The sequence below is a fragment of the Streptomyces sp. NPDC005266 genome (assembly GCF_040607655.1).
GTDB lineage: Bacteria > Actinomycetota > Actinomycetes > Streptomycetales > Streptomycetaceae > Streptomyces.
The window spans coordinates 1-23,965 of the sequence record NZ_JBEXHC010000002.1 but is presented as its reverse complement, the minus strand read 5'-3'; the positions used below and the strand labels follow the sequence as shown (position 1 = coordinate 23,965).

Below are 23,965 nucleotides of genomic sequence, written 5' to 3'. Positions count from 1 at the left end.
TTCCCCCCTTCGACCACACCTCTCTGGAGATTCCCGTGCCGCAGCACGAGCAGCACCCGACCGCCGCTGCCCCCCGCCGAGCCGTGGTGACCGGCTCCGCCGGATTCATCGGTTCCCACCTCGCCCACGCCCTCGTCCAGGCCGGCACCACCGTGATCGGCGTCGACCGCCGCGACCCGTCCACCGACCACACGGCCGGCGCCAACCTCGCCGCCCTGTGGGGCCTCCCGGGTTACCACCACGTCACTGCCGACCTCCTCCACTGCGCGATCGACCCTCTCCTGATCGACGCGGACGCGGTCTTCCACCTCGCCGGAATTCCCGGCGTACGGCCTTCCTGGGGTCCGCAGTTCGGCGACTACCTCGCGTCCAACGTGCTGGCCACCCACCGGGTCCTGGAAGCCTGCACGCGCATCGGCGTTCCGCGGCTGATCGTCGCCTCCTCCTCCAGCGTCTACGGGCCGACCGACGGCGGCGCGAGCGTCGAAGCCGACCGCCCGCAACCGGCGTCCCCGTACGCGGTGACCAAACTGGCCGAGGAACAGCTCTGCCTCGCCTACGCCACGCGCCCCAACGGTCCCATCGTCGTCGCCCTGCGGTACTTCACCGTCTACGGCCCCCGCCAGCGCGCGGACATGTTCACCCACCGCGCCCTGCAGGCAGCTCTGACCGGACAGCCGCTGCGCCTGTACGGAGACGGCCACCAGCGACGCGACTTCACCTACATCGACGACGTAGTCGCCGCCACGATCGCCGCCGCCGTCGTGCCGACCGCGCAGGGCGCGATCAACGTGGGCGGCGGGTCGAACGCGTCGCTGCTGGAAGTGATCAACATCGCGACCAGCCTCATCGGCCGCGACATCCAGATCGAGCAGAACCACGCGCGCAGCGGTGACGTCCTCCTCACTCGCGCCGACCCCAGCCGTGCCCGAGAGATCCTCGGCTGGCAGCCGCGAGTCGACCTCCACAACGGGCTGCGCGCTCACATGCAGGCTCTGGCCGCACAGGTCCCCAACTACAGCCGAGCCGCATAGTTCCGCGACCCGGAGCCCGAGAGGAGACGCAATGGAAAGTCCCGAGCGAGCCCGGCTGGACTCCTTCTTCCGGCAGATCACCGCGCAATTCCCCGCGGGCGAGGCGATCACGACGCTGGTCATCACGCATCTGCTCCCCGAGCGGCCGGCGTTCCTGCGCGCCATGACCGAGGTGTCCACGGTCGGCGCCGTACTCCCCAAGCCCCGGTCGATCCACCAGCCGACCCTCGACGACGTCCGCCGCACCCTCCCAGTCCACGACCTCACCCGAGAACGGTTCACCGACGAGACCCAGGCTCTGGACTACCTGGAGGACACGGCCGGCGGCCGGGACGTCGTCCTGGTGGACATCGGCGGCTACTTCGCGGCAAGCCTCGACACCCTCGTGAGCAAGTTCTCCGGCCGCATCCTCGGCGTCGTCGAGGACACCGAGAACGGACACCAGCGATACGCGGCGCTCGACTCCCTGCCGTGCCCGGTCGTCTCCGTGGCCCGCTCCCCGCTCAAGGACTGCGAGGACCACCTCGTGGGTCGCTCGATCGTCTTCTCCACCGAGGCTCTTGTGCGCGGGCGCGGAGATATTCTGACCGGCCGCAACGCCTGCGTCATCGGCTTCGGGAAAGTCGGGCGCGCTATCGCTCAGACGCTGCGGGCGCTGGACCTGCGCGTCACCTTGTACGACAAGGACCCGGTCAGGCAGGTGCAGGCGCACTCGCTGGGCTTCCGTACCTGCGCGTCCGCCGCGGACGCGGTCCGCGAGGCGGAACTCGTCTTGTGTGCGACCGGCAACCTCGCCCTGCAGCAGAGCGACTTCGCTGCCTTGCGCAACGGTGCGTATCTCGGGTCGGTCACCTCCTCGGAGGACGAACTTGAGCTTGGAAGCCTCCACAGCTTCTACCAACGCACGTCTATCAGCGCGGAGTTGACTCGGTACGAAATCACCGGCCACTACTTCTTCGTGCTCGCCGACGGCGGCGCGGTCAACTTCGTGCACGGCGCCGCTGTCGGCTCGTACATCCATCTCGTCCAGGCCGAAATACTCGCCGCCACAGCAGCTCTTAGCCGCGACCACTTCGAGCCCGGCATGCACGAGATGGCGGCATCCGACCGTCACGCCATCGCCAGGACCTGGCTCGACCACTTCGAAAGGTGATTCCGTGCCCCCTTCCGCACAGCACATCCGCGCCGTCACCGAGACGTACCTCTCCCGTTACCCGCACGAACGCGACGGGCTGGCGCCGCTTTTCACCGCACTCGCCGGCGGCGACGACCCCACGAGCCGCAAGACGTTCCCGGCCCACGTGACCTGCAGCGCCATCCTCCTCGACCGCGACCAGAGGATCCTCCATATCCACCACAAGGCTTCCGGAAAGGTTCTCGCGCCCGGGGGCCACAACGAGGCAGAGGACCCCGACCTCCCCACTGCGGCACTGCGTGAACTCCACGAAGAAGCAGGCATACCGCCAAGCGCCGTTGTCGCTCTTCCCGGATTCGCAGACATCCCTTTCGACATCGACGTGCACGCGATCGACGCAAACCCCTCCAAAGGCGAGCCCGATCACCAGCACATCGATTTCCGCTGGATCTTCCGCCTCCGTTCGGAGCACGAAGTGACATTGCAGGCCGCGGAAGTGGGCGGCTACGAGTGGCGTCCCTTCACCGAGGCCGCCGCGCCCACGGTCCGCGCCAAACTCGCCCTTCTCTGACTTCCGACACCCAGCCGACCGCTAGGAGATCCCGTGGCCGCCACCACATCCTCACCACCGAAAACACCTGGACGCCGGCAGATAGCCGTCATCCCCTGCCGGTGGGGGGCTTCGCGTTTCCCCGGCAAAACCCTGGCCCGTCTGGGCGACAAGCCGCTGCTCTGGCACGTTCACCAGCGCTGTCTGGAAGCCACGTCTCTGGACAGCGCCGTAGTGGCGACGGACGACGAGCGCATCGAGGCAGCGTGCCACGAGCTGGGCATCGACTGCGTACGGACCGGCGAGCACGCCACCGGAACCGACCGCGTCGCAGAGTGCGCCGAGCGTCTCCGCGCGGACGCGTACATCAACGTCCAGGGCGACGAGCCCTTCATTGAGCCGTCAGCCATCGATGCTTTATCCGACGCGCTCGCCAACCTGGACGGCAAAGCCCTGGCCGTTAACGCGTACGCCGAGCTGAGCGACACCGCGGCCGTACTCGACCACAACGTCGTCAAGGTTGTCGTCGGAACCGACAGCCAGGCGCTGATGTTTTCGCGGCAGCCCATCCCTTACCCCCGCAGCAGCCGGCCTTCCTTCCTGCGACAGCTCGGCCTTTACGGCTTCACACGCGAGGCTCTCGAACGCTTCCGGCAGCTCCCGCAGGGCCCTCTCGAACAGGCCGAGGGCATCGAGATGCTGCGGTTCATCGAGCACGGCCACCGAGTGCAGATGCTGCCCGTGTCCGACAGCGGCATCGCGGTCGACACCCCGGAGGATCTTGCACGCGCCGCCGCGATGCTCGCCCGCCGCACCGCAGCACACCCACGATTTCGGTCACCTACGTCACCTCGGCTCGCCACGGCCGCAGCGCCCTCGCGACCCGCCTGACTGCCCATCACCTCAAACCGCCGCAACCTCCGACACGGCGGCGAAGCCGCGTCGCCCCCCACACGCGTGACGAACTTGAGGCCCGCCTCCCGGAGGACGCGGGAGGCACCTGCCCAAACCCCCAGAACAGCACATGCGTTCCAAGAAATACCCCTTCTGTGCCCCGAACGACTGGCCCAGCAGGCCGTTATTCCGAGCACCTGTCCGAGAGAACGCACACCGAGGAGGCCGTATGCCCCGCCAGATGATCGCCATTGGCGCGCACACCACGCTCGAATTCCATGTGCCCGTGCGCCTCGGACCTCCGCCTGGAGCCTGTCCCCCTCATCCCTGTGCGCCCGTCGGCGCTACGGAGCCCCTCGGAGCAGCATCCGAGGAGGCGTTCGCGTGAGGGACCGCTACACCAGCATCGTCGACGTTCTCATGCTCCCGTACCGCCAGGACGGACGGATGCCGCTTCTACGGCGTGCACAAGATCAGTACGCGCCCGGACAACTCACAGTGGTGGGAGGTCATTTGGAGGAGGGCGAGTCCCCCCTGAAAGGGGCGATCCGGGAGGCCGAGGAGGAGCTGGGGATCCGGATCAGCCCCCACGACGCCGAGTTCTGCGGGCTATTCCAGTTCGTCGCGGCAGACGGTTCTCGGCGGCTCGGGACGGCCTGGGTAACGCGCTCCTGGGAAGGAACCCCGACGAATTGCGAGCCCCACAAGCACTCGGAGCTCCTGTGGGCCGAACCCGGCGACCCGCCCCAGGACTGTCACCCCTACACCCAGGGCGTGCTCCGCCACTTCGTCGAAGGGACCCTGTATGCCGTTATCAAAGCCGCCCCCACCACTGCGGGTGACGCCGCATGAGGATTCTGCGCCGTCCCCGAGTGGAGGAGCCCAAGGTCTCCCGTTCCGAACAGGAGCTGTTCGGAGGACCGCTTCGCTATGACATGGGGTGGACCGAACACGAGCACGCTCGGCTCGAGTTGACGCTATGGAGCGCACTTCGTTCCATGCCCCGGCAGGTGTGGGGCACACTGCGGCGAGCCTGGCGGGCCGACCGGGGCGCTCTGCTGAGCGTCGGCGCCTGCGAGATCGGCCAGGGCATCGTCGCCGCGGTGAACCTCCTCGTCCTCAACGCAGTGATGCATGCACTGCTCGGCGCGGGCAGCCCGGCGGAACGCCTCAACGCGGCGCTGCCGGCGATGCTCGTCGGGGCAGGCGCGGCCGTGGTCAATTCAGGTCTGGCCAGTTGGTCAACATCGCGCGCCGGCCGTCTGGAACCACTCGTCGAGCGGATCGCCACGACGGAGTACCTGGACGCGGCGCAGGCCGTCGAACTGGAGGCGATCGAGGACCCGGCCTTTCGCCGGCTGCTCGACGTGGCCTACTACGGCCCCACGTACGCGCGCCGCATGATCTCCACCTGCGTCGCCGGCCTGAACAGCATGATCGGGCTCATCTCCACGGCCGGCATCCTCCTCGTGCTGCACTGGGCTCTCATCCCGATGCTGCTGCTGATCGTGGCCCCACGCGGCTGGGGCGCCATGAGGGTGGCGCAGCGGCGCTACGTGTCGGTGCTGAACTGGGTCGAGCACCTGCGGGCCAGTCGTCTCATCGGCAACCTGCTGACCGAGCGCAGCGCCGCCCAGGAAGTGCGTCTGCACGGTGTGGGCCCTTATCTGCTGGCGCGCTACCGGGACATGGCCGAGAACGCGGAGGAAGAACAGCAGCGGCTGGCCAACGGGAAGGCGGCGACCGAGCTGCTGGCGCAGGCGATGTCTGGCATCGCGACGGCGGCGACCTATGCGGTGATGTTTTGGCTGGTCACGGGCGGGCAGATGAGCCTGGCCGTCGCCGGCACGGCGGTGTTCGCCATCCGCTCCGGCTCGGCCAGCCTCGGCGCCCTCGTGATGAACGTCAACGACCTGCACGAGGAGTCGTTGTACGTGCAGGATCACGAGCGCTTCCTCGTCGAGGCAGCCCGGCGCACCATTCCGGACAGCGGGGATGACCTGCCGGAGCGGGTCGACGCGATCGTGCTGGAGCAGGTCGGCTACCGCTATCCCGACCGGGATGAACCGGCCCTGGAAAAGGTGTCGTTGACCCTTCCCATGGGCAGCGTGACTGCCGTGGTCGGCGACAACGGCGCGGGCAAGTCCACGCTAGTGAAGATCATTAGCGGCCTCCTGGTCCCGACCACCGGCTCGGTCTCCTGGGGCGGATCCCCGGTCACCCAGCTCAACCGCTTCAAGCTCTTCGAGCGGGTTGGGCAACTTACACAGGACTTCCAGCGGTGGCCGATGACCGCCTCGATGAACATTCGGATCGGCCGTCCCCACCGCCCCTCCACCGATGAGGAGTTGAATCCATCGGTGCGCTTCGCGGGTGCAGCGTCGGTGCTCGACAAACTCCCGGAGGGGCTCAACACGCTGCTGGCCCGCATGTTCCGAGGTGCGACCGAACTATCCGGCGGAGAGTGGCAGAAGGTCGGTCTGGCGCGGTCGCATTGGCGCACTGAGACCTCCACCGCGGACAGCCTCCTCATCGTCGATGAGCCCACCTCCGCCCTGGACCCCGAGGCCGAGATCCGTACCTTCGACCGCATCCGAGAGCTGGCCGCGCCCCACCGGGCCGTGGTGCTGGTGACACACCGCATGTCCGGCGTGCGGTGGGCCGATCAGATCTACGTCCTGAACAACGGGCACGTCGCCGAGCACGGCACCCATGACGAGCTGATCGAAGCGAACAAGCAATACGCATCCATGTTCCGCGCCCAGGCCGCCCAGTACGCCCCCGTCCTGCCCCGCCCCGCCCGGCCCACGGCCGCCTCCGAGTCCGCCTGACCAGCCCTCCGAAGGAGCATCGTGTCCTTTCAGTCCACCGACACCGTGCACAGCCCCGGCCACGCGGAACTACTCCGTGGAAGTGGCACCGCCGCGCTGCTCGTCAACGACAGCGGTGAGTACCTGCTGCACCTGCGCGCGGCTAACAAGCCAATCTGGCGCGCCGGCCACTGGTGTCTGCTCGGAGGCCGCCTCGACGCTGGAGAGAGCAACGACGATTGCATCAGGCGTGAACTACAGGAGGAGATCGGTCTTGTCGTAGAGGACCTCGTCCCGTTCCGGACCCGGGACACCGTCGATGCCAACGGTGTCCTGACCAACCGCGTGCATGTCTACCTCGGCACGCTCAACCGGGCCGTCCACGAGATCGAACTACGCGAAGGCATCCAGCTGCGGTGGACGCGCATCGACGAGACGGCCGCGATGACGATGGACCCCGCCACCATGGCGACCCTCGACGAACATCGACGCCTTCCACAGCCCCTCCTCGACGGCTCGGGCATGCCCGCGATCGTGAAGGTGACGGAGCCGGACGAGCACCGAGATCGCAGCATCGTCGGAGCGCATCTCGTCCTTGTACGCGACAACGCGGTGCTGCTCGGCCAACGCCACCCCGACAGCGCCTTCGCTCCCGGCGCCTGGCATCTGCCGGCCGGACACCGAGAGGCCGGCGAGTCTGCCCTGGCCTGCATGGTCCGCGAAACGGCCGAGGAGGCCGGGCTCACGATGGTCGCTGAAGATCTCCGCCTGGCCCACACCTGGATCTCCTCGATCCCGGCAGCTCCACGTCGCGTATCCAGCTGTTCTTCACCGCCTCCCGTTGGAGCGGCGAGCCGCGCGTGCTCAACCCCGAGCGGTGCACCCAGTGGCGGTGGTGGCCGCTCGACGCCCTGCCCGAGTCCCTCGTGGAGTACACCCGCGTCGCGCTACGAGCTATCGCCCGCGACGAGCCGTACACGGCGATGGGGTGGAGCTGACCCATCCCTCAACGGCCCCGCCGTTCCGACCCTGCTGGTTCTGGCCGACGCCTCTCCAGCCACCCCTCAAAGTAAGGATGTGCCACTCGTTGTTCACCTCGCAGGATGAATGGAACAGCGGTTATGCCGAGGGACGCCGCTACCGGCCTCTCGACAAGGACGAGCGCACGTTGCTCGCCCAGCACGTGCCCGCTTCCGATGGAGGCCGAGCACTCGACGTGGGGTGCGGGACCGGCGAACTCGCCCTGCACCTGGCCTCCATGGGCTACGCCGTCGACGCCGTGGACTGGGCCGACGCCGCCTTCCCCAGCACCGACGCGCACCCCGAAGACCCCTCGCACGGAGCCGTTCGCTGGCTGCACCTGGACATCGAGCGCGCCAACCTCTCGAAACTGCACGCAGACGGCTACGACCTGATCGTCCTGCGGATGGTGTTCGCGTTCCTGCGCGACCGCACGCGCCTGACCCGCACGCTGGGCCGGCGGCTACGCAAGCACGGTGCCCTCGTCGTCATCACACCGCTCGCCGCGACCACCCCCGCCGAGCGCCGGGGCATCGCCCTCGACGAGGACGAGGTCGCGCACCTGATGAGCATGTGGGAGCAGGCACAGCGCTTCGACGCGAGCGGGATGGCCGTCCTGGTCCTGCGCGGGCTGAAGAAGCCCGCCGTGCAGATCACGAACCCCACTCTCCCGAAGTCGAGTTCAGTGACCGAGGTGCACGTCGTGGGCACCGACGCCCTGGGGCGCGTTCTGCTGGGGCGCTCGCAACAACAGGAGTGGGAGCTGCCCAGCGCCATGGCCGAGCCCGGGGAGGGATTCGAGCAGACTGCGGTGCGCGCCCTGGCCGAGCAGACCGGCGTGATGGCCGATCCCGCCGACGCGCACGTCCTCGGACTGCAACTCGATGCCCCGGACGGCCTCTTGCGTACGAGCGTGGTGGTCCGCGTCACGTCTCACACCGGGCAGGCCCAGCCGCTGAAGCCGAACCGGTTCGGGCACGTGGACTGGCGACCGCTGCACACCCTGCACCGTCTGGACCGGCTGCCAGCCACCTCAGCGCGGGCGCTGGACCTGGTCTGGCCGGGAGTCCTTCCGTACGTGCCGTCCGCGCACGCCTATCCGGTCGACAACAGCTGCCCGCCGGTGCCCGGCGAGCCGCCAGAGGCGATCGAGCGACGCGAGCAGATGGCTGACCGCGTCATTGCCGGCGGCTGGGCCCCCTCCCCGCCGATCCAGCAAGCGCTCCGCTCGGTCCCGCGGCACCGCTTCACCCCCGAGAGCCCTCTGCGGACCGCGTACCACAGCAACCTGGCCGTGGCCACCGAGCACAACGACCTTGCTCAGGCGACCAGTTCCGTGTCTGCGGCCTGGCTCCAGGCCGACATGGCCGAGCACCTGCATCTGGCCGAGGGGATGACGGTATTCGAGGGAGGCTCGGGCGGCTACAACGCCGAACTGATCGCACACGTCGTCGGGCCGACCGGCCGCGTGATCACCGTCGACCTCGCGCCGTATGTCGTGCGCCGCACGCGGCGGCTGACCGCCGAGGCCGGCAGCGGTCGCGTCACGGCGGTGCTCGGCTCTGCCAGCGACGGCGCCGTCGAGCACATGCCCCGCGGGGGTTTCGATGCTGCGGTGATTACTTACAACTGCTGGGATATCGCTCCCGCTTGGCGTGACCAGCTCGCCGACGGCCGCTATCTCGTCCTCCCACTGGAAGTCCATGACTACACCCGCGCCATCGCCTTTCAAAAGCACGGCCCGGTGCTGCGTGCTACGGACTTCACGTTCTGTGGGTTCATCCGCGACCGCGGGCCCGCGGCCCGCGCCGTCCCTGCCGTCGACCTCGCCGACGGCGAACTGCAGCTCCGTTTCCCCGACGGCGTCCCCGCCGAGACCACCGGTCTGGACGATGCCCTCGCTGGCCCTCGCCACGAAGTGGCCACCGGCGTGACCGTGGCAGGCAACGAGTCGTTCGAGACCCTGCAGCTCTTCCTCCGCCACCACGCTGCCCGGCTTCTGCCGCCTCGCCCGCAACCGTGATCAGAGCAGTGGCATCACCGCGCTGCCGAAAGGCTCGGACGCCGCCGCGATCACAGCGGCCGGCTCCCTCGCCTACCTGACCCACGTCCTGGTCCAGGACGGCCCCACGGCCGAACAGCGCTGCTCGGAGTTTCTGGCTCACGGCTTCGGGCCATCCGGGCCTGCTCTGGCCGAACAGCTCACCTTCGCCGTGCGTCGCTGGGACGTCCACGAACGAGCCCACGGCTACCCCCAGTTGGAGGTTCATCCCGCCGGAACCCCTGACACCGAACTACCCGCAGGCCACGTGCTGGACAAGACCCACAACCGGCTCGTGTGGACGTGGCGCTCCGACACCGCCGACGCCCCGGCCGCGCAGCCAGAGAAGGTGAGCGCCCATGACTGAACCGGCACCCGACCAGGTCGAGCCACAGCACGGGCTGGGCCTGTACGAGCGCTACTACGCCCAGGTGGAATCCGGCCGCAAGACCATCGAAGTCCGGGTGCGCGCACACCCCGGTTGACGGACGTCGCGGTCGGCGACGTGCTCGTATTCCACGGCGAGGACTCCGGCCGCGAACTCGACGTAAGGGTCGCGCGGATCACGCCGCACGCCTCGTTCGCCGAGCTGCTCGCCGCGGAGGACACCTCCCGCATCGACCCTGACGCCACAGAGGCCGAGCAGCTCGCCAACCTGCGCCGCATCTACCCACCAGAGAAGGAGGCCCTTGGACCGCTCGCGATCGAGTTCGACCACCGGCCGGCACTCGCGGGGCAGCCGATGCCCGTGTCCCCCGAGGCATACGTACAGACCGTTCAAGCACCACACGGTGTACAGCTGCTTCTACGTACGCGACGACCGCGATCGGCCCGTCATGCTGCGTTCGGTGTACGGCGGTCGACCCTGGCAGTTTCCAGGCGGGAACAGTGACGCCGGCGAGGATCCCCTGCAGACCGCGCGCCGCGAAACGGCCGAGGAAACCGGACTCGAGCTCGGCCAGGGCCAACCCCGCCTGCTGCTCACGCACTACCTGCACCCCGGGCCCCGCTGGCCCATGGGCAAGATCGGCTTCATCTTCGACGGCGGCAGCCTCAGCCCTGAACAGCTGCGGCAGATTCGCGTCGACCCGGCAGAGCACGACATGTGGGCGATCCACGGCCTCGACGAGTGGCGACCTCTGCTGGCCGAGGGAGCGTTCGCCCGCCTGGAGGCCATCGAACGGGCCCGCACCGGCCGCGGCCCGCAGTACCTCGTCACCGATCACACCTAACCCCGGCCCTCCCCTTTGGAGTTCTCATGTCCGTCGAGGCGTCCCCCAACCCCGAGACCTGGACTGCCTATGGTCAGTTTCAGCTCGACCGGTCCTACATGCCGCCCGCACCTGAACAGCTGCGATGGGGCTTCTGGGACGGTGTCGGCCCCGGCGACGACGTCCTCGGCCCCCTGGCCGGAAAGCGGGTCCTGGACATCGGCTCCGGCGCAGGCCACTACGCCGTCCACCTCGCACAAGCCCACGGCGCACTCGTCGACGCGGTCGAACTCTCGCCCACCCAACACCGACGCGCCACTGGGCACTTCGGCGACGTACCCGGCGTCCGGTTCCTGCACGCGGACGTGATCGAGCACCTTCAGCAGGCTCAGCCGTACGACGCGGCGTACGGCATCTGCACACTCGCCGGAATCGACCCCCACATCTCACTGCCCGCGCTGCGCGACGGACTACTCCCCGGAGCCCCGCTCGTCTTCTCCGTTCTGCACACCAACTGGCACGGCCATGGCCCCTCCGACACCGTGGCTCCACGCGCGGAGACGGTCGCGCTCAAGGGCATGGACCCGCTGCCGCTGCAGACCTGGGTGCTCACCGCCCAGGTGTGGGAAGACCTCCTGACGGACTACGGATTCACGGTCGAGGCCATCACCCAGCTCCACGCACCCGCCCCGGACAACCCCGTCACCTGCCAGCTCATCCAGGCCCGGCGCAGGACCGTCCTACCTGCGCGGATCACCAGCCGCCCCCGCAGCCGACGCCCGCCCGTCCCGCACGCCGCGATCGGCGTGGGCGCCATCGTCCTCGGCGACCGCGGTCTACTCCTGGGCCGCCACCGCCGCGGCACTCTCGAACTCCCCGGCGGATCTCTTGAGATCGGCGAACCCCTGGAGAAGACGGTCGTGCGCGAGCTGGCCGAGGAGACCGGCCTGTCCGCGCGCCCCGAAGACGTCACCCTCCTGGGCACCCTCGTCGATCACGTCGGCGACGTCGTACGCGTCACCGTAGGCGCCCTCGTCACCATCTGGCAGGGCGAACCCACCACCCAGCCAGACGAGAGCGTCGGCGACTGGGCCTGGTGGCCGCTCGACGAGCTGCCCGACGGTCTCTTCGAGTGCAGCGCACAGATCCTCACCGCCTGGCGCCCCGACCTGCCCATCGACCACCCCCCGGCCCACTTCACTCCCTACGACAGCCGAACGGCACCGTCATCCGCTCCAGAAAGCGCAGGTGGATGAACTCGCCCCCGCGTACGACCCTGTGGCGGCACCGCGACTTCCGCCTCTATTGGACCGGGCAGGCCATCGACGTCCTGGGCTCCTCGCTCAGCTCCGTCGCCATCCCCCTGGTAGCGGTCGTCGCCCTGCACGCGAGCGCCTGGCAGGCCGCGGTCCTCGCCGCCGCGCAGAAGACCCCGCCGCTGCTGTTCTCGCTCCCCGCCGGCGCCTGGGCCGACCGGCTCCGGAAACGGCCGCTGATGATCGCCACGAACCTCGGCTGCGCCATCGCGATGGCCACCATCCCGCTCGCAGCGTCCCTCGGCCGACTCACACTCCCGCAGTTGTGGCTGGTGGCCTTCACCATCGGCTCCTGCCAGGTCGTCGGCATGGCGGCGAGCCTGTCGTACATCCCGCATCTGGTGCCTTCCGACCAGCTGCTCCAGGCCAACTCGAAGCTGGCCAGCGCCAACACCCTGGCGGACATCGGCGGCCCGGCCCTCGGCGGCGTGCTGATCGGCCTCGTCGGCGCAGCCCGCGCGGTCACCCTCGACGCCGTCTCCTACCTCGTCAGCGCCTGGTGCGCCCTCCGTATCCGCACCCCCGAACCACCACCACAGCCGAGAACGGCCGAACGCTCCCTGCTTCGAGAGATCCGCGAAGGGCTCGCCTACACCTGGAAACACCCGGTGATCGGTCCACTCGTCACCACGAACGCGATCACCTCTACCGTCCTCGCCGGCACCAACGCGATCTGGATCGTCTACCTCGTCCGCGAACTCCACTGGCCCCCGCAGACATTCGGCTACGTGATTGAGCGCGACTGAACTTGGTTGGGTGATGTCGGCCGATTACCTGACAGTTGAGGAGTGGGTCCGGTAAGTCTGTGCAGGTGAATGACTCCACTCCGCCCGAGGACGGCGAGCCCACCTCCTTCGCCGAGAAGACGAAGACCTGGTACGAGAAGCACAAGCCGAAGATCCGCGTCGCCCTGGGCGTGACTCTAGCCGTGGGCCTGGGCCTGATTGTGGTCGCCCATCGCCACGAGAGGCAGGCCGGCGAGAGGTACGACGCCGAGGGCATCGGGGATTGGGAGCCGGTCTCCGGCCGTCACGCCACGGACGAGCCTCGTCGGTCCTTCCTTGACCCTGACCGTGACCCCTTCCTGCGGAGGCTCCCCGCTGGTCAGCAAGCCAGCGAGGAGGCCAACGCGAGGTATAGGGAACTGAGGGGCTGCGACCTTCCTCCTGGTTACACCTGCGTTCGCCCGTGGTCCTTTGAGACCGCAGCCTGAGCACCTGAGCGAGGGTCACCGTGGCCTCTCATTCCTGTGCAGTGCCGACGGAGTCGCTGCAGGACGCTCCTACCGCCCCTGACCTGCGCATTCGTCCGCCACTGGCGAGCGCCGTCGAGGGCCTCGTCGACCCTGGAACCGTGGCAGAATCCGAGCTACAAAATAGGACCATGCCTGTGATGTTGACCGATATGCCGCCCGACCGGCTGGACGCGCTGGTGAAGCATCCGTTTCACCGGGAGACTGGTGAGCGGCTGGTCAGCCTTATCAGCGACTTGCGTCAGTGCCATGGCCCGGAGGACTTCGTGGCCTTCCAGGAGCGACTGCTCGTTGCCACTCTCGCAGCCAGTGAGGCACGGGGGGAGCGGTCCCGGGTGATCAAGCGGCTGAGGAGAGGCGCCCGGCTTCCGGCCGATGCTCCCGAGCTCGCCGTCGGTGATCCGTACGACATCGAGGATTGGCGCCTGGAGTCAGATGTCCTTGAGCGCGTCGGCCGGCAGCTGCGGTCAATCGGCGACGCCATGGCCTGGCGCGCGTTTGGCTACGACCGCCGCTACATTCTCGCGCTGCGCCGCAACGAGTCGCCGGGCCCGATGACCCTCAGCAAGGAGGGAACGGTCCACGAGATTCAGTTCGCGCAGGAGCAGTGGAGCGAGCACCGCCGTTTCGCGATGCTCCACGATCTCACCAACTGCCTGCGCATCGGCGACGTGACCGTGTTCGACAACCCCCGGGAAGACGGCGAGCAGGAGATCTTGCTGCACGAACTCAAGACGAACCCGCGTCGGCGGGAGAGCGCGCAGCTCATCCGCACGCGGATGGCGGCTGATGCCCTCCACACGAATGGGCCTCTGTCCGGGCACGAGAAGGCCCACCTCTTTGCCACCGGCATTCCCTACAAGGCTCACTTGGACACCCTCCGCGATGCCTTCGCATTCGCCCACCAGGACGGCCTGAAGACGATGCGGGTGCCCGGGCAGCGCGGCCTGGTCGCAATGGACATTTCCGCCGTGGGCAACAGGTGGGGGATGCCCGAAGCAACCCGGCAGTTCGAATCGGCCTACGCGGCGTTGATCCGCCGTACCAGGCTGACTGGGCAGCGTGTCTGCTTCGGCAGCGGGGACCAAGCTGCCCGCAACACGTTGCTGCCGCCATGGGGCATCTATCCGCTCCAACCAGCAGAGTGCGCCGGCCTCATCGCCGATGTCCTGGTCTTTACCGTCACGACATCCTCCGACGGCTTCGTCGAAGAGGTACGCAAGGCTGGAATCGACGCGCGCTGGGTCCTGCCGGAAGGCACTGAGATGGGCCCGAACGAAGTTATCGTGGAGGTCGAGGGTTACGGGCACCGCATCACAATGACGAGAAGGGAGATCGAACGGTTGCTACTGGAGCTGACCGACCTGCCGACCTGGGCAGAAGGGATCAAACGGCTTCTCCGCCGAGGCCCGGCTGGCTGGCAGCCGTGGCCACACTTCCTCAACGAGCATCTGATATGGGACTGACCTGGATTGCTGCGCCACGCGACCGCTCGTGAGGAAAACTGCCAGGCCAGCGCGAGTGCGCTGTGGCTACGCTCCCGGTCATGAGGACTTCCGCCGCCGATTACGGCTGGCTACCGGACCACCAACTGCATGTGGTGCCCACCCTGGCCCATGTGGACCAGCTGATCGACCACGTCACGCGGATCGTCCATGACTACTCCGACCAGGACCCGCTGACCCTCGCGGAGGTCGTGGACGGCGATCGAGTCCACATCAAGGTGGCCGCTATCGCACCGATACCCGAGTTGATGTCCCGCCTTGTAGCGGACGCCCTCACCCAGCTCCGCGCCGCCCTGGAACACACCTTGTACGCCGAGGTCGAGCACCTCCTGCAGCGCCGGCTGACTGACCAGGAGGCGCGAAGCATTGAGATGCCCGCCTGCACCGAGCCAGCCCGCTTCGATACCTGGCTCGCCCACGGACGCCGGAGCCGACTGGCCCCACTTGCCGTCGGCGCTGTGCTCGCGGAGCGCATCCGAGCGTTGCAGCCCTTTCAGCGCCGCGACTTCGACGACCACCCACTCCGGCTCCTGGCCGAGCACACCAACCTGGCCAAGCACCGCACCCCGGCCGTCGCCGCTACCCGCCTCGGCGCCGTCTATCCCGACCACCAACACCCCGATCTCACCGTCGCTCTCCCCTTGAAGCGCAACCCCCAGCCCGGCCATAGCCTTCGTCTCCAGCCCGGAGACATTCTGGCCAGCAGTCCCCGCAACACCAGAACCGAGCTCTCGATCGTCCCGCCCGTCTGCCTGCAGCGCCCGCATACCGGGGTGTGGAACATCGCGGTAAAGGAACTCGGCTACCTCGAAGACTGGATCCGGACCACAGCCATCCCGATCCTCATCACCGGGTCCCGCCAGAGCACCCCGATCCCGCCCCAGCTCGACATCACGACCGGACACAGCGATCTCCGGCGCGCGCTGCTGTCGGCAGGCGCCATGCCCGCAGCAGAACGGGGCGCCCTGAGCATTCAGGCCACACAAGCTCGCCGTGATCTTCCCGGAATTCTCTCCATGCCGCCAGTGAGCGCTAACCGAGAAACGATCAAGGCATGGGTGTCGTCCCTGGATGACGCGACGGTCGTGGGTACGGTCGCCCGTATCGCACTGGTGAACCCCGACCCGAGGGCCCTGCTGCACTATCTAGACGAACTGTGCGCTGAAGCTCACGCCTACCAGAGCCGGGTGTGGGACGAGCCAGGAGAACAAACAGGGTCCGCATAGCCTGAGTCCGGGCCCCGGGAGCGGATCCTGCGGCCTCGGGCCGGGCCGCGCACCTTGGCCAGCACCCAGCTTGAAGGCCGGCGCTCTCCGAGCACCTCGCGGACCACCAACGATACGAACCCCTGGTCAATCACCCAACAGGTGAAAGGCCATATGTCTCATGAGACATGCTGAACGTGAAGACGCACCTTCGGCGAACACCTCGGCCACGACCTGACCGTCGAAGAGGCCACCGCCGCCACCCGCCAGACCACCAAGGGCGTCAAGAGCGCCGAGGCATTCCTCGCCCTTGCCCACGCCCACGACGTCGAGATGCCGATCACCGAAGTCATCTCCGGCCTACTGCACGAGAACCTCGACCAGGCTGCGGCCACGCTGATGCAGCGGCCCCCCAAGCCCGAGCGCTGACTCCCGTGGAGACCCGCGTTGCGGGGCAGCGCCAACCACCCTCACCCTCCCGACACGGAGGTCCTCACCCCTGCGCGGATCCGTGCTATCCGCTGTCCAGTGCCCAGAGTGCCCTCGCCCTCGCACTCGCACTCGTGGCGTGGATGCTCAGCAGGCAACGGCGGCTCAGCGGCCGAGGCCCTTAAGCGGCTGGTGGCGGCGATCACCCGGCGGCGTCAGGCGGCCAGCAGCTCATGCAGCGAACGCGCCCTTGGCTTGCCCGGCGGCTCCTCCCAGTGACCGCCATCACCAACGACTACGGCACGGACGAGGTCTTTGCCCGGCAGGTCCGCGTGCACGGCCGGCTCGGCGACGTCCTGCTGCTGATCTCCGCCTCCGGCGCCAGCCCCAACGTGCTCGTCGCCTCGAAGGCGCGTCAGAAGCTCGGGCTCACCGTGTGCCCTGACCGGCCCCGCCCCGAACCCGCTCGCTGAGGCCGCGGACCAAGCCGTGTGCGTGGACGCCTTTCGGGGGCAGCTCACCTCCGTAAAAGCTCACAACGGTGCGCACATGAATGCCCATCAGAGATCGACATGAGCAAATGGCCAATTGACCGGCGGTCAAGTCCTTGGCGGCAAGCTGCATGACAGTGGCAGCAGAACCCGCAGAAACCCCGATACACCGCGCGGGCTCGCTGACCCGCGCACACATCGCGAACCATTACACACCGAGACCGCGCAGCTTCGCCATCAGAGACCCGACTCTTATTTCACGGGCGTGATGGCCATCAGACGACAGGAGGGCAACTCCATAGGGGTAAACGGTAGAAGCCGTATGGCGAACTCCTTGCCGCCCTGCCGAGGCAAGTAGAGTCGCCGCGGCTGGTGCGATGCCGGGTGCGTAATGGCTGGCAGGTTGGGCGCGTTCCACAGCTTGCCCGCGATTGGGTCAGCCATGACGGTGCCGACAACTGCCTGGAGTCGCGCATCGTGGGGCCATTGTTCGGCGTGCAGACGGAGTTGGGCGACCATCGGCAGCGCCCATTCATCCTGCCAGTCGATGAGCTGGGCACGGGCTTCGGGCCAGGTGAGGGCCCACTCCATCACATTGAGGCCATGCCGAATCCAGGGGAAGTATTCGCGGGTCTTGGCGTTGTAGGCGAGCACGTCCCAGCGGAAGTCGTTGACGTAGAGCGCCCATGTGGGGCTCTGCTCGACGACATCGCGGATCGCATCCGGCAGCAGGCCACTGAGGGAGCTGACGGGCGCCGAGTTGGGGACTCGACCGCGGGTGATGCGGTACACGATGTCCCACTCCTCAGTACTCAGGTCAAGGATCCGCCGGACAGCCTGCAGAAAATTGTCGCTGTAGTTCTCCGGCCGGCCGGATTCCAGGGCGTTGTACCAACGACGGCTGACGCCGGCCAGCTGCGCCGTCTGGGCTTGGGTGATTCCGACAGAAGACCGGTCACCGAACGACGCCACAAAACCCGGTATGCCCGAAGTGTTACGCCGCGCGCGGGCTTGCCTCAGAATGCGGGTGACAATCAACTGCGTCTCACTCTTATTCATAACGTTCACATAACGACGGGAGGGTGGGGCTCAGGTCACACTGCCGTCGCATTCACGGTCACCCCACTCAGGCGGCCACCGGTATCTCGGCGCGCCTTTAGGGGAGTTGACCCCGAACACCTCGTCCACTACTTGAAGCATGAAGGTTCTTGCAGGGCAGGGTGAACTGGGAGTTCTCATCAAAAGGATAAGCGCAGGCTATGTGTTGCTGTGACGCGCGGGCTGTCGCCTAATCTCGCTGAGGCCGCCGAGGCACTCAGTTCCCCAGGCAGTAAGACCGTCGAACCGTAAAAAGGATCTTCATGACGCGCTCCAATCCGATCACCAGGGCAGCAGCGGAATTGGCTACACCCGCCCCGATGGCCGGCCCGGCTTGAGCAGATCAGGCAGCGCCATGTTGTGGGCAAGCCTGCGCGGTGGCTGGCGCCGACCTTTGAGCGAACGTGTCCGGCGGAACCCGCCCAAGGCCGCGGAGCGGCGTCGTGCCGTGCGCGAGGAGTGTCGGGTGCTGCTGGAGCAGATGCCGATCCCGCGACCGTTCACGCTGGACGGGCTGATCACCGGCATCGAGGCGGCGCGCGCCCGAAAGATCAAACTAGTGGCGATCCCCGACTACCTGCTGGCCAACACCGACGTGTGCGGCCTATGGCTGCACCTCGATGACGCACCCGTCGACATGATCTTGTATGTGGAGGGCACCACCGCCTTCCACCGCATGCGGATCATCCTCCACGAGCTGGCCCACATGTGGTGCGACGACGAGACCGAAGTCAGCTACGAGGAACTGGCCCGACTCCTGCCGGACTTTCCACCCAACGTCCTGCACCGCCTGACCCGGCGCGGCCGGATCATGGCCCGGCATCGGTACGACTCCCACACCGAGATGCGCGCCGAGATGCTGGCCGACCTCCTCCACAACGAGGCGTACGCCATCGACTACATCGAGGACACGACGCTCCGGCACCTCGATGAAGACCTGTCCCGTCCTCTCCTAGTTCCCCGTCCCCGCAACGACCGGAAGACCCGTGTCCGCACCTGACGCGACCATCACTCTCATCGTCGTCCTGCTCCTGCTCCAGGTCATCGTGCGTATCCCCGCAGCTATACGCGGCCGGCGTCGCGAGCGCTCCTTGTGGGGTGCCTTCGCCGCCTTCGCCACTGCATGGTGGCTGCGCACCGACCTCGGCCGCGCGGTGATCGATCCGCTCGGCATCAACGACCTGCCCACCCTCCTGAAGCACATCCTGGCGATCGTCGGGATCTGCGGACTGCTGACCTACGTCACGGACGTCTACGCCGACGAGGACGCCACCGCCCGCCACATCAAGATCACGTCGCTGGCGCATCGCGTCGCCGCCCGGGCTTCCCTGGCGACCGTTCTGTGCTTGGCCGGCGTGTTCTTCCTCGCCCTGGACCGGACGAAGACCGGGGCAGACAGCCCGTACTTCGTCGGCCGGCACATCGGCGAGCCCGGCCTGGTCCTCTACATGGGTCTGCTCTACCTGTACACCGCGGCGGCAGCAGCTGTGTGCGGTTACCAGTGGGGCAGGGCCGCACGGCATGCCCGCCGGTGGCCGCTGCGAGCCGGGCTGGCAATGATGGCCGCCGGCATGGTCGTGATCATCTTGTACGCCGTCCTGCGTACCGCGTTCCTCATCCCCACCGCGGTGGCGCTCCCGTCGACCGCAGCCGTGGTTCAGCAGGAGCAGATCACCGATGCCGTGCTGTACGCCGGCTTCCTCTTGTGGTTGGTCGGGGCCGTCACCCCTGCTGCCCGGGCGCTCATCGGGCGAATCCAGTGCATGCGGACCGTGGTCCGCCTGCACCCGCTGTGGCGTGACCTCGTACTCGCAGTGGACGGCATCGCCCTATACCAGCCCAGCCTGCTGCTGGATGGTCATAGGGCCGCTGCCGTGGTGAACCTGGCCCGCGACGTCCTGTCGCACGATGCCACCCAGCAGATCCGGCTCGGCCGCTACGTCACCGAGATCCGGGATGTCACCCACGAATTGCGGCGCCGGGTGCCGGCCGACCTACTCTCACGGGCCCTCGAGCTCGCCGACGCCGAAGGGCACCGGGGCACAGACGCGGCGGCCGTGGCCGAAGCGTACTGGCTCAAGTCGGCGCTGGGCGCCGTCCGCCACCCCGCCGGAGCGCCTGTCAGGTTCGAAACCGCCGGCGGCGACTTCGCCTCGGAGGTCGCCTGGCTGGTGCGTGTCGCCGACGTCTACCGCTCGGCGCGCCCTGCCGCCGTCCCGCTCATCGGCAGCACCGTCACCGAGCAACCCGTCCCCCACACCTCCAGGATGTAACCATGAGTGCCACCTCCTCCCACCTGAGCGCCTCCGCCGCTGCCCTGTTCTTCGACACAGAGGGCGCCGTCCTCATCGTCAATCCGACATACAAGGACCACTGGAACCTGCCCGGCGGGGCGGTCGACATTGACCACGACGAGACGCCGTACGCGGCCGCCGTACGAGAGGTGCGCGAGGAACTCGGCATCACGCCCCCTATCGGCCGCCTGCTTGTGCACGCCTGGGTCACCGTCCCCGGCCGAGGCGCCCAGGTGCTCTACGTCTACGCCGGAGGGATCCTCGGCGAGAAGGAGCGGGCCGCGATCGTGCTGCAGGAGACTGAGCTGAGCGAGTACCGGTTCTGCCACCCCGATGACATGGAGCCGGGCCTGATCCCCCCTCACCTGACCAAGGTCTGGCAGGCCGCCCTCACCGCCCATGCCAGCCAGACCCTGATGGAGGTCTCCATCCGCCTCTAAGACCGCGTTCCCGGCACGAGGATCATGCTTTTTCGTGCCGGGAACGCCGTTTCAGGGCTGGTCAGTCAGACGGTCTCAGAGGAGCCGCTCCCCTGGACGTCCGCTTTGGCCTTCTCGACCTCTTTGAGGATGAACTGCAGCAGCTCTGCCGAGAGCCCTTCCTGTCCGCCGCCGCGTGCTGCGAGTGCGGCGACCTGCCCCCTGAGCAGCATCGTTTCCGCAATGATCCGCTGCACGTCGGCGTCGGCGGACCAGATGAGCGGAGTGGTATCCAGCGCTTCGGCCAACGCATGCAGCACCTCGTCCGAGGCGCCCGTCACCACTCCGGTACGCAGATCGCGCACCAGGCCCTCGTCGAGGATCTCCGCCCCCGTACGGCTGTTGCCCAGGACCGCGACCTCCGCGTCCGACGGCGGTGACGGCAGTTGCTCCAGCAGATAGGTGATCTTCTCCGCGAGAGTCTCGGGCAGCCCGTCGCTAGCGACTCGCGGCGTTTCCGGCTGCTCGCCGGGCTCGGGCACGTCAATACCGAAGGAGCGCTCCTGGGCGCGGAGCAGCGCTTCCACGCCCACGCCGTACGCCTTGGCCAACGGTGCGTGATACTCGTCGGCAAGACGCCGCTGGCCCTTCTCTGCGGCGGCCACCGGGCCGGCCGTCCTGGTCTTCGTCAGATGCTTGGTATCCGCCTGCGAGTAGCCAGCATCGGCACGGAGGTCGGCAAGGTCGGGACGCCCCTCACGCGGAAACAAGTCGTCCAGGCCGCGCCCAAGGAGCTCGGCCAAGCGAGGCAACTTCTCCGGGTCGGGAACCGAGCGTTCCGTCTCCCAGGCGCTGACCCGAGCAGCACTGACTCGCATGCCGAGCGCCACGTCGCTCTGTTTGAGGCGGGCATCCCGGCGGGTGATCAGCACGCGCGCGGCGTCGAACCGGCGTGCCGGCATCCAACCCATCCTTCCTGGTCCGATGAGGTCTGCGTTGTAGCCACTTGATCGATCGACTAAACGAGGATACTTTCGTTTCATCGATCGGGGTGAGCTTCTCAGCTTACCTCTGCGACATCATCCTGCGCGCGCATCGAGCAGAACGCTCCTGCGCCACTTGTAGCCCCGGAGTCCGCCATGCCTCTACAGAACCGCTGCCTGTCCTCACTGAAGACACGGGGCGCGACATGGCCGGCTCAATCGTGAGCACGGTCCGCGGCCGGGCGCCGGGCACGCTGCGAGTAGTGGAGCGTTCTTGAACCAAGTCTGGATCTTGACGCAGGGGCGTGCGTATGTTCGTCGTCCGCCGGGCGGCCTGCCCGGCACCGCGAAGCTGAGGAGCGACATGCGTACCGGCCCGACCGTATAGGTCCCGATACAGCGGCGGCGCCCGAGAGATGCGAACTCCCGGACGCCGAACGCTCAACGGCACAACCCGCCCCGGCAAGGGCGGAGATTGCCCACCATCACCACGCTGATCCCTTTCCACGGGCGCGTCAGCCTGGCAACACTGCAAAGGAGATTCTTGCATGCCTCCTGCCCTGCGCGAAAGGCCAAACCGCCTGGCCTGCGCGGCAGCCACCTCCGCCTCGGCGCCTTCCCGCCCTGGGCCGGAGCACACCACAACGGCCTCGTCGAGCCGCCGGTCCCGTCTGGTGAGCGGGAGCGGCCGATGAGCAGCGATGCCCGCGAGTGGGTGTGGGAGCGCAGCTCCAGCCGGGGGACCGCGCGCCTGGTCCTGCTGTCGATCGCCGACCGGGTGGCCGACGAGCAGTGCATCGCCTGGGCCTCCCTGGCCAGCCTGGCGGAGCGCGCGAACGCCTCACGGTCCACGGTGCGCGACGCCCTCGACCGGCTGCTCGACAGTGGCGAGCTGGAGCAGGTCGACGACCTCACAGGCCCGCAGCGCAGCACGGTCTACCGCCTGCCCCTCGCCGCAAAGGCCGTAGCCAAGGCTGCGGGGGAGCAGGAGGCCGGCGACGAAGCCGCTCCGACGGACGAGCCCGAGGTCGGCCTGACGCTCCGGATCTCGGCCCTGCGGCGGTACGGAATCCGCCCCCGTGAGGTACCGGAATCCCCCGCGACGGGCCGGAAACCGGCAGGTCCGGAAACCGGCACCTCACGGCGGAAACCGGCACCCCGACGTACCGGAAACCGGCACAGCGCTGTACCGGAAACGGGACCCCAGAACCGTAGTGAACCGAAGGTGAACCGTAGGTACAGCAGTAGTGGTACCGCCGTCACCCCGGCCAGCGAGTGGCAGGTCGACCCAGCCACCCATGCCTGGGCCCGCCAGCAGGGCCACCTCGACCGCCTCGGCGAGGAGGGCCTCGCTGCCGCAGACGCGAAGTGGCGTTTGCACCGCGCCGACTTCAAGCCCCGCTCGGCGGGTGCGTGGGCTGCCGACTGGCGGTCCTGGGTCGCCCGAGAGCACGCTCCGGGCCGCCCGAACCTCTACGCCCTGCCACGCAGTGGAGGCGCCGCGCCCGCAGGCGGCATGACCCGCGCTGAAGCCCACACCGCAGCCCTTCTCGCCGCCCTCGACGAGCCGACCGGAACGGAGTAGCCATGGATCGCCGCGAAACCGCCGCCCTGCTGGCCTACATCGGCCGACTCGACCCTCGCACCATCCGCACCGACCAAGGCGAGGCCCGCGACCAGCTCGCCCAGTGGCACGAGCTGCTCGGCGACGTGCCGATGGCCACGCCGCACGGCTGGGACGCCCGCGTCGCCGCCCGGCAGCACATCCGCGTCTCGCCCTACCAGATCCTGCCCGCGGACGTCGCCCGTCCGTGGCAGAGCTATCGGCGCGACCGCCTGGGCCGGCACACCGACCCGACCCCGTCCGTGGACCCGGACGACCAGGCGGCCTGGACCGCCGAACTGGTCGGCACTCGGCGCGCCGTGGCCTCGGGTGCTGCTCAGCCCGCGCAGTACCGGGCCATCACCAGCGGCCGGATCGATCCGCGGCTGGAGGCACGGCTGCGGGAGGTCGGTTCCTGCATACCGGCGGCGGCTCGAGCCGCCCTCGCGCCCTACCGGCCCGCCCGGGCTGCACGAGAGGTAGCCATCGCCCAGGGCCAGCCGGACGCCCTTGCGGTCCGCTGCGATTGGTGCCACGCCCAGATCGGCGAGCCGTGCCGTCGTCGGCGAATCGGCCCCGACGGCGGCGGGGGGGGGGGCCCCGCCCCCGCCCCCCCCCCCCCCCCCCCCCCCCCCCCCCCCCCCCCCCCCCCCCCCCCCCCCCCCCCCCCACCAC

The 23,965-nt window shown here is 68.3% G+C and carries 22 protein-coding genes and 3 pseudogenes; 23 read left to right on the top strand and 2 right to left on the bottom strand.

Annotated elements, in window-relative coordinates:
• Positions 1 to 35 precede the first annotated feature (35 nt).
• The 18 genes and pseudogenes from ABZU99_RS03610 to ABZU99_RS03525 all read left to right on the top strand — a co-directional run.
• A complete protein-coding gene (locus tag ABZU99_RS03610; RefSeq protein ID WP_356050320.1) occupies positions 36 to 1,034 on the top strand; it encodes an NAD-dependent epimerase/dehydratase family protein in 999 nt (332 codons plus the stop codon).
• 31 nt (positions 1,035 to 1,065) lie between these two features.
• Complete coding sequence (locus ABZU99_RS03605; protein ID WP_356227704.1) at positions 1,066 to 2,187, top strand: adenosylhomocysteinase; 1,122 nt, start codon at positions 1,066 to 1,068, stop codon at positions 2,185 to 2,187.
• Between the two features lie 4 nt (positions 2,188 to 2,191).
• The gene (locus tag ABZU99_RS03600; protein ID WP_356050378.1) at positions 2,192 to 2,740 is read left to right on the top strand and encodes an NUDIX domain-containing protein; all 549 of its coding nucleotides are present in this window, start codon (positions 2,192 to 2,194) and stop codon (positions 2,738 to 2,740) included.
• A gap of 33 nt (positions 2,741 to 2,773) precedes the next feature.
• Positions 2,774 to 3,610, top strand: coding sequence for a 3-deoxy-manno-octulosonate cytidylyltransferase (locus ABZU99_RS03595; protein ID WP_356050379.1), 837 nt, complete (start codon positions 2,774 to 2,776; stop codon positions 3,608 to 3,610).
• A 387-nt stretch (positions 3,611 to 3,997) separates the two neighbouring features.
• The gene (locus ABZU99_RS03590; RefSeq protein WP_356050380.1) at positions 3,998 to 4,465 is read left to right on the top strand and encodes an NUDIX domain-containing protein; all 468 of its coding nucleotides are present in this window, start codon (positions 3,998 to 4,000) and stop codon (positions 4,463 to 4,465) included.
• On the top strand, positions 4,462 to 6,444 hold the full coding sequence (locus ABZU99_RS03585) for an ABC transporter ATP-binding protein (protein ID WP_356050381.1): 1,983 nt from the start codon (positions 4,462 to 4,464) through the stop codon (positions 6,442 to 6,444). Before ABZU99_RS03590 ends, ABZU99_RS03585 begins: the two co-directional genes overlap by 4 nt.
• Positions 6,445 to 6,465: 21 nt before the next feature.
• Entirely contained in the window at positions 6,466 to 7,530 is a 1,065-nt protein-coding gene (locus tag ABZU99_RS03580) for an NUDIX domain-containing protein (protein ID WP_356050382.1), read from the top strand.
• On the top strand, positions 7,511 to 9,466 hold the full coding sequence (locus ABZU99_RS03575) for a methyltransferase domain-containing protein (RefSeq protein ID WP_356050383.1): 1,956 nt from the start codon (positions 7,511 to 7,513) through the stop codon (positions 9,464 to 9,466). The genes ABZU99_RS03580 and ABZU99_RS03575 overlap by 20 nt, the downstream gene beginning before the upstream one ends.
• 377 nt (positions 9,467 to 9,843) lie before the next feature.
• Complete coding sequence (locus tag ABZU99_RS03570; protein ID WP_356050384.1) at positions 9,844 to 9,969, top strand: hypothetical protein; 126 nt, start codon at positions 9,844 to 9,846, stop codon at positions 9,967 to 9,969.
• A gap of 20 nt (positions 9,970 to 9,989) precedes the next feature.
• A complete protein-coding gene (locus ABZU99_RS03565; protein WP_356227701.1) occupies positions 9,990 to 10,376 on the top strand; it encodes a hypothetical protein in 387 nt (128 codons plus the stop codon).
• Positions 10,321 to 10,716, top strand: coding sequence for an NUDIX hydrolase (locus tag ABZU99_RS03560; protein ID WP_356227699.1), 396 nt, complete (start codon positions 10,321 to 10,323; stop codon positions 10,714 to 10,716). The genes ABZU99_RS03565 and ABZU99_RS03560 overlap by 56 nt, the downstream gene beginning before the upstream one ends.
• Positions 10,717 to 10,742: 26 nt before the next feature.
• On the top strand, positions 10,743 to 11,951 hold the full coding sequence (locus ABZU99_RS03555) for an NUDIX domain-containing protein (RefSeq protein ID WP_356050386.1): 1,209 nt from the start codon (positions 10,743 to 10,745) through the stop codon (positions 11,949 to 11,951).
• Positions 11,948 to 12,757, top strand: coding sequence for an MFS transporter (locus ABZU99_RS03550; protein ID WP_356050387.1), 810 nt, complete (start codon positions 11,948 to 11,950; stop codon positions 12,755 to 12,757). The genes ABZU99_RS03555 and ABZU99_RS03550 overlap by 4 nt, the downstream gene beginning before the upstream one ends.
• Before the next feature lie 59 nt (positions 12,758 to 12,816).
• On the top strand, positions 12,817 to 13,224 hold the full coding sequence (locus ABZU99_RS03545) for a hypothetical protein (RefSeq protein ID WP_356227697.1): 408 nt from the start codon (positions 12,817 to 12,819) through the stop codon (positions 13,222 to 13,224).
• Between the two features lie 170 nt (positions 13,225 to 13,394).
• Positions 13,395 to 14,729, top strand: coding sequence for a hypothetical protein (locus ABZU99_RS03540; RefSeq protein ID WP_356050389.1), 1,335 nt, complete (start codon positions 13,395 to 13,397; stop codon positions 14,727 to 14,729).
• Between the two features lie 80 nt (positions 14,730 to 14,809).
• A complete protein-coding gene (locus tag ABZU99_RS03535; RefSeq protein ID WP_356050390.1) occupies positions 14,810 to 15,994 on the top strand; it encodes a hypothetical protein in 1,185 nt (394 codons plus the stop codon).
• Between the two features lie 183 nt (positions 15,995 to 16,177).
• Positions 16,178 to 16,402: pseudogene (locus tag ABZU99_RS03530) on the top strand (NAD(P)H-dependent glycerol-3-phosphate dehydrogenase); the annotation flags it as partial.
• Between the two features lie 275 nt (positions 16,403 to 16,677).
• Positions 16,678 to 16,906, top strand: a pseudogene (locus ABZU99_RS03525) (SIS domain-containing protein); the annotation flags it as partial.
• Positions 16,907 to 17,145: 239 nt separating this feature from the next.
• Here ABZU99_RS03525 and ABZU99_RS03520 read toward each other — a convergent pair.
• Positions 17,146 to 17,952, bottom strand: coding sequence for a helix-turn-helix domain-containing protein (locus tag ABZU99_RS03520; protein ID WP_356050391.1), 807 nt, complete (start codon positions 17,950 to 17,952; stop codon positions 17,146 to 17,148).
• A 433-nt stretch (positions 17,953 to 18,385) separates the two neighbouring features.
• Here ABZU99_RS03520 and ABZU99_RS03515 point away from each other — a divergent pair, with 433 nt between their 5' ends.
• Genes ABZU99_RS03515 through ABZU99_RS03505 form a run of 3 tightly spaced genes read left to right on the top strand, consistent with a single transcriptional unit; the run spans position 18,386 to position 20,725 of the window.
• On the top strand, positions 18,386 to 18,991 hold the full coding sequence (locus tag ABZU99_RS03515) for a hypothetical protein (protein WP_356050392.1): 606 nt from the start codon (positions 18,386 to 18,388) through the stop codon (positions 18,989 to 18,991).
• Positions 18,978 to 20,264, top strand: coding sequence for an MAB_1171c family putative transporter (locus tag ABZU99_RS03510; protein ID WP_356050393.1), 1,287 nt, complete (start codon positions 18,978 to 18,980; stop codon positions 20,262 to 20,264). The genes ABZU99_RS03515 and ABZU99_RS03510 overlap by 14 nt, the downstream gene beginning before the upstream one ends.
• A gap of 2 nt (positions 20,265 to 20,266) precedes the next feature.
• Positions 20,267 to 20,725, top strand: coding sequence for an NUDIX hydrolase (locus tag ABZU99_RS03505; RefSeq protein ID WP_356050394.1), 459 nt, complete (start codon positions 20,267 to 20,269; stop codon positions 20,723 to 20,725).
• Between the two features lie 65 nt (positions 20,726 to 20,790).
• On the opposite strand, the gene ABZU99_RS03500 is transcribed toward ABZU99_RS03505, so the two are convergent.
• Positions 20,791 to 21,666: a helix-turn-helix transcriptional regulator gene (locus ABZU99_RS03500; RefSeq protein WP_356050395.1), complete on the bottom strand. Its 876-nt coding sequence runs from the start codon at positions 21,664 to 21,666 to the stop codon at positions 20,791 to 20,793.
• A 712-nt stretch (positions 21,667 to 22,378) separates the two neighbouring features.
• Here ABZU99_RS03500 and ABZU99_RS03495 point away from each other — a divergent pair.
• On the top strand, positions 22,379 to 23,272 hold the full coding sequence (locus tag ABZU99_RS03495) for a helix-turn-helix domain-containing protein (protein WP_356050396.1): 894 nt from the start codon (positions 22,379 to 22,381) through the stop codon (positions 23,270 to 23,272).
• Positions 23,273 to 23,274: 2 nt separating this feature from the next.
• Positions 23,275 to 23,871 (top strand): annotated as a pseudogene (locus ABZU99_RS03490) (hypothetical protein); the annotation flags it as partial.
• Positions 23,872 to 23,965 lie beyond the last annotated feature (94 nt).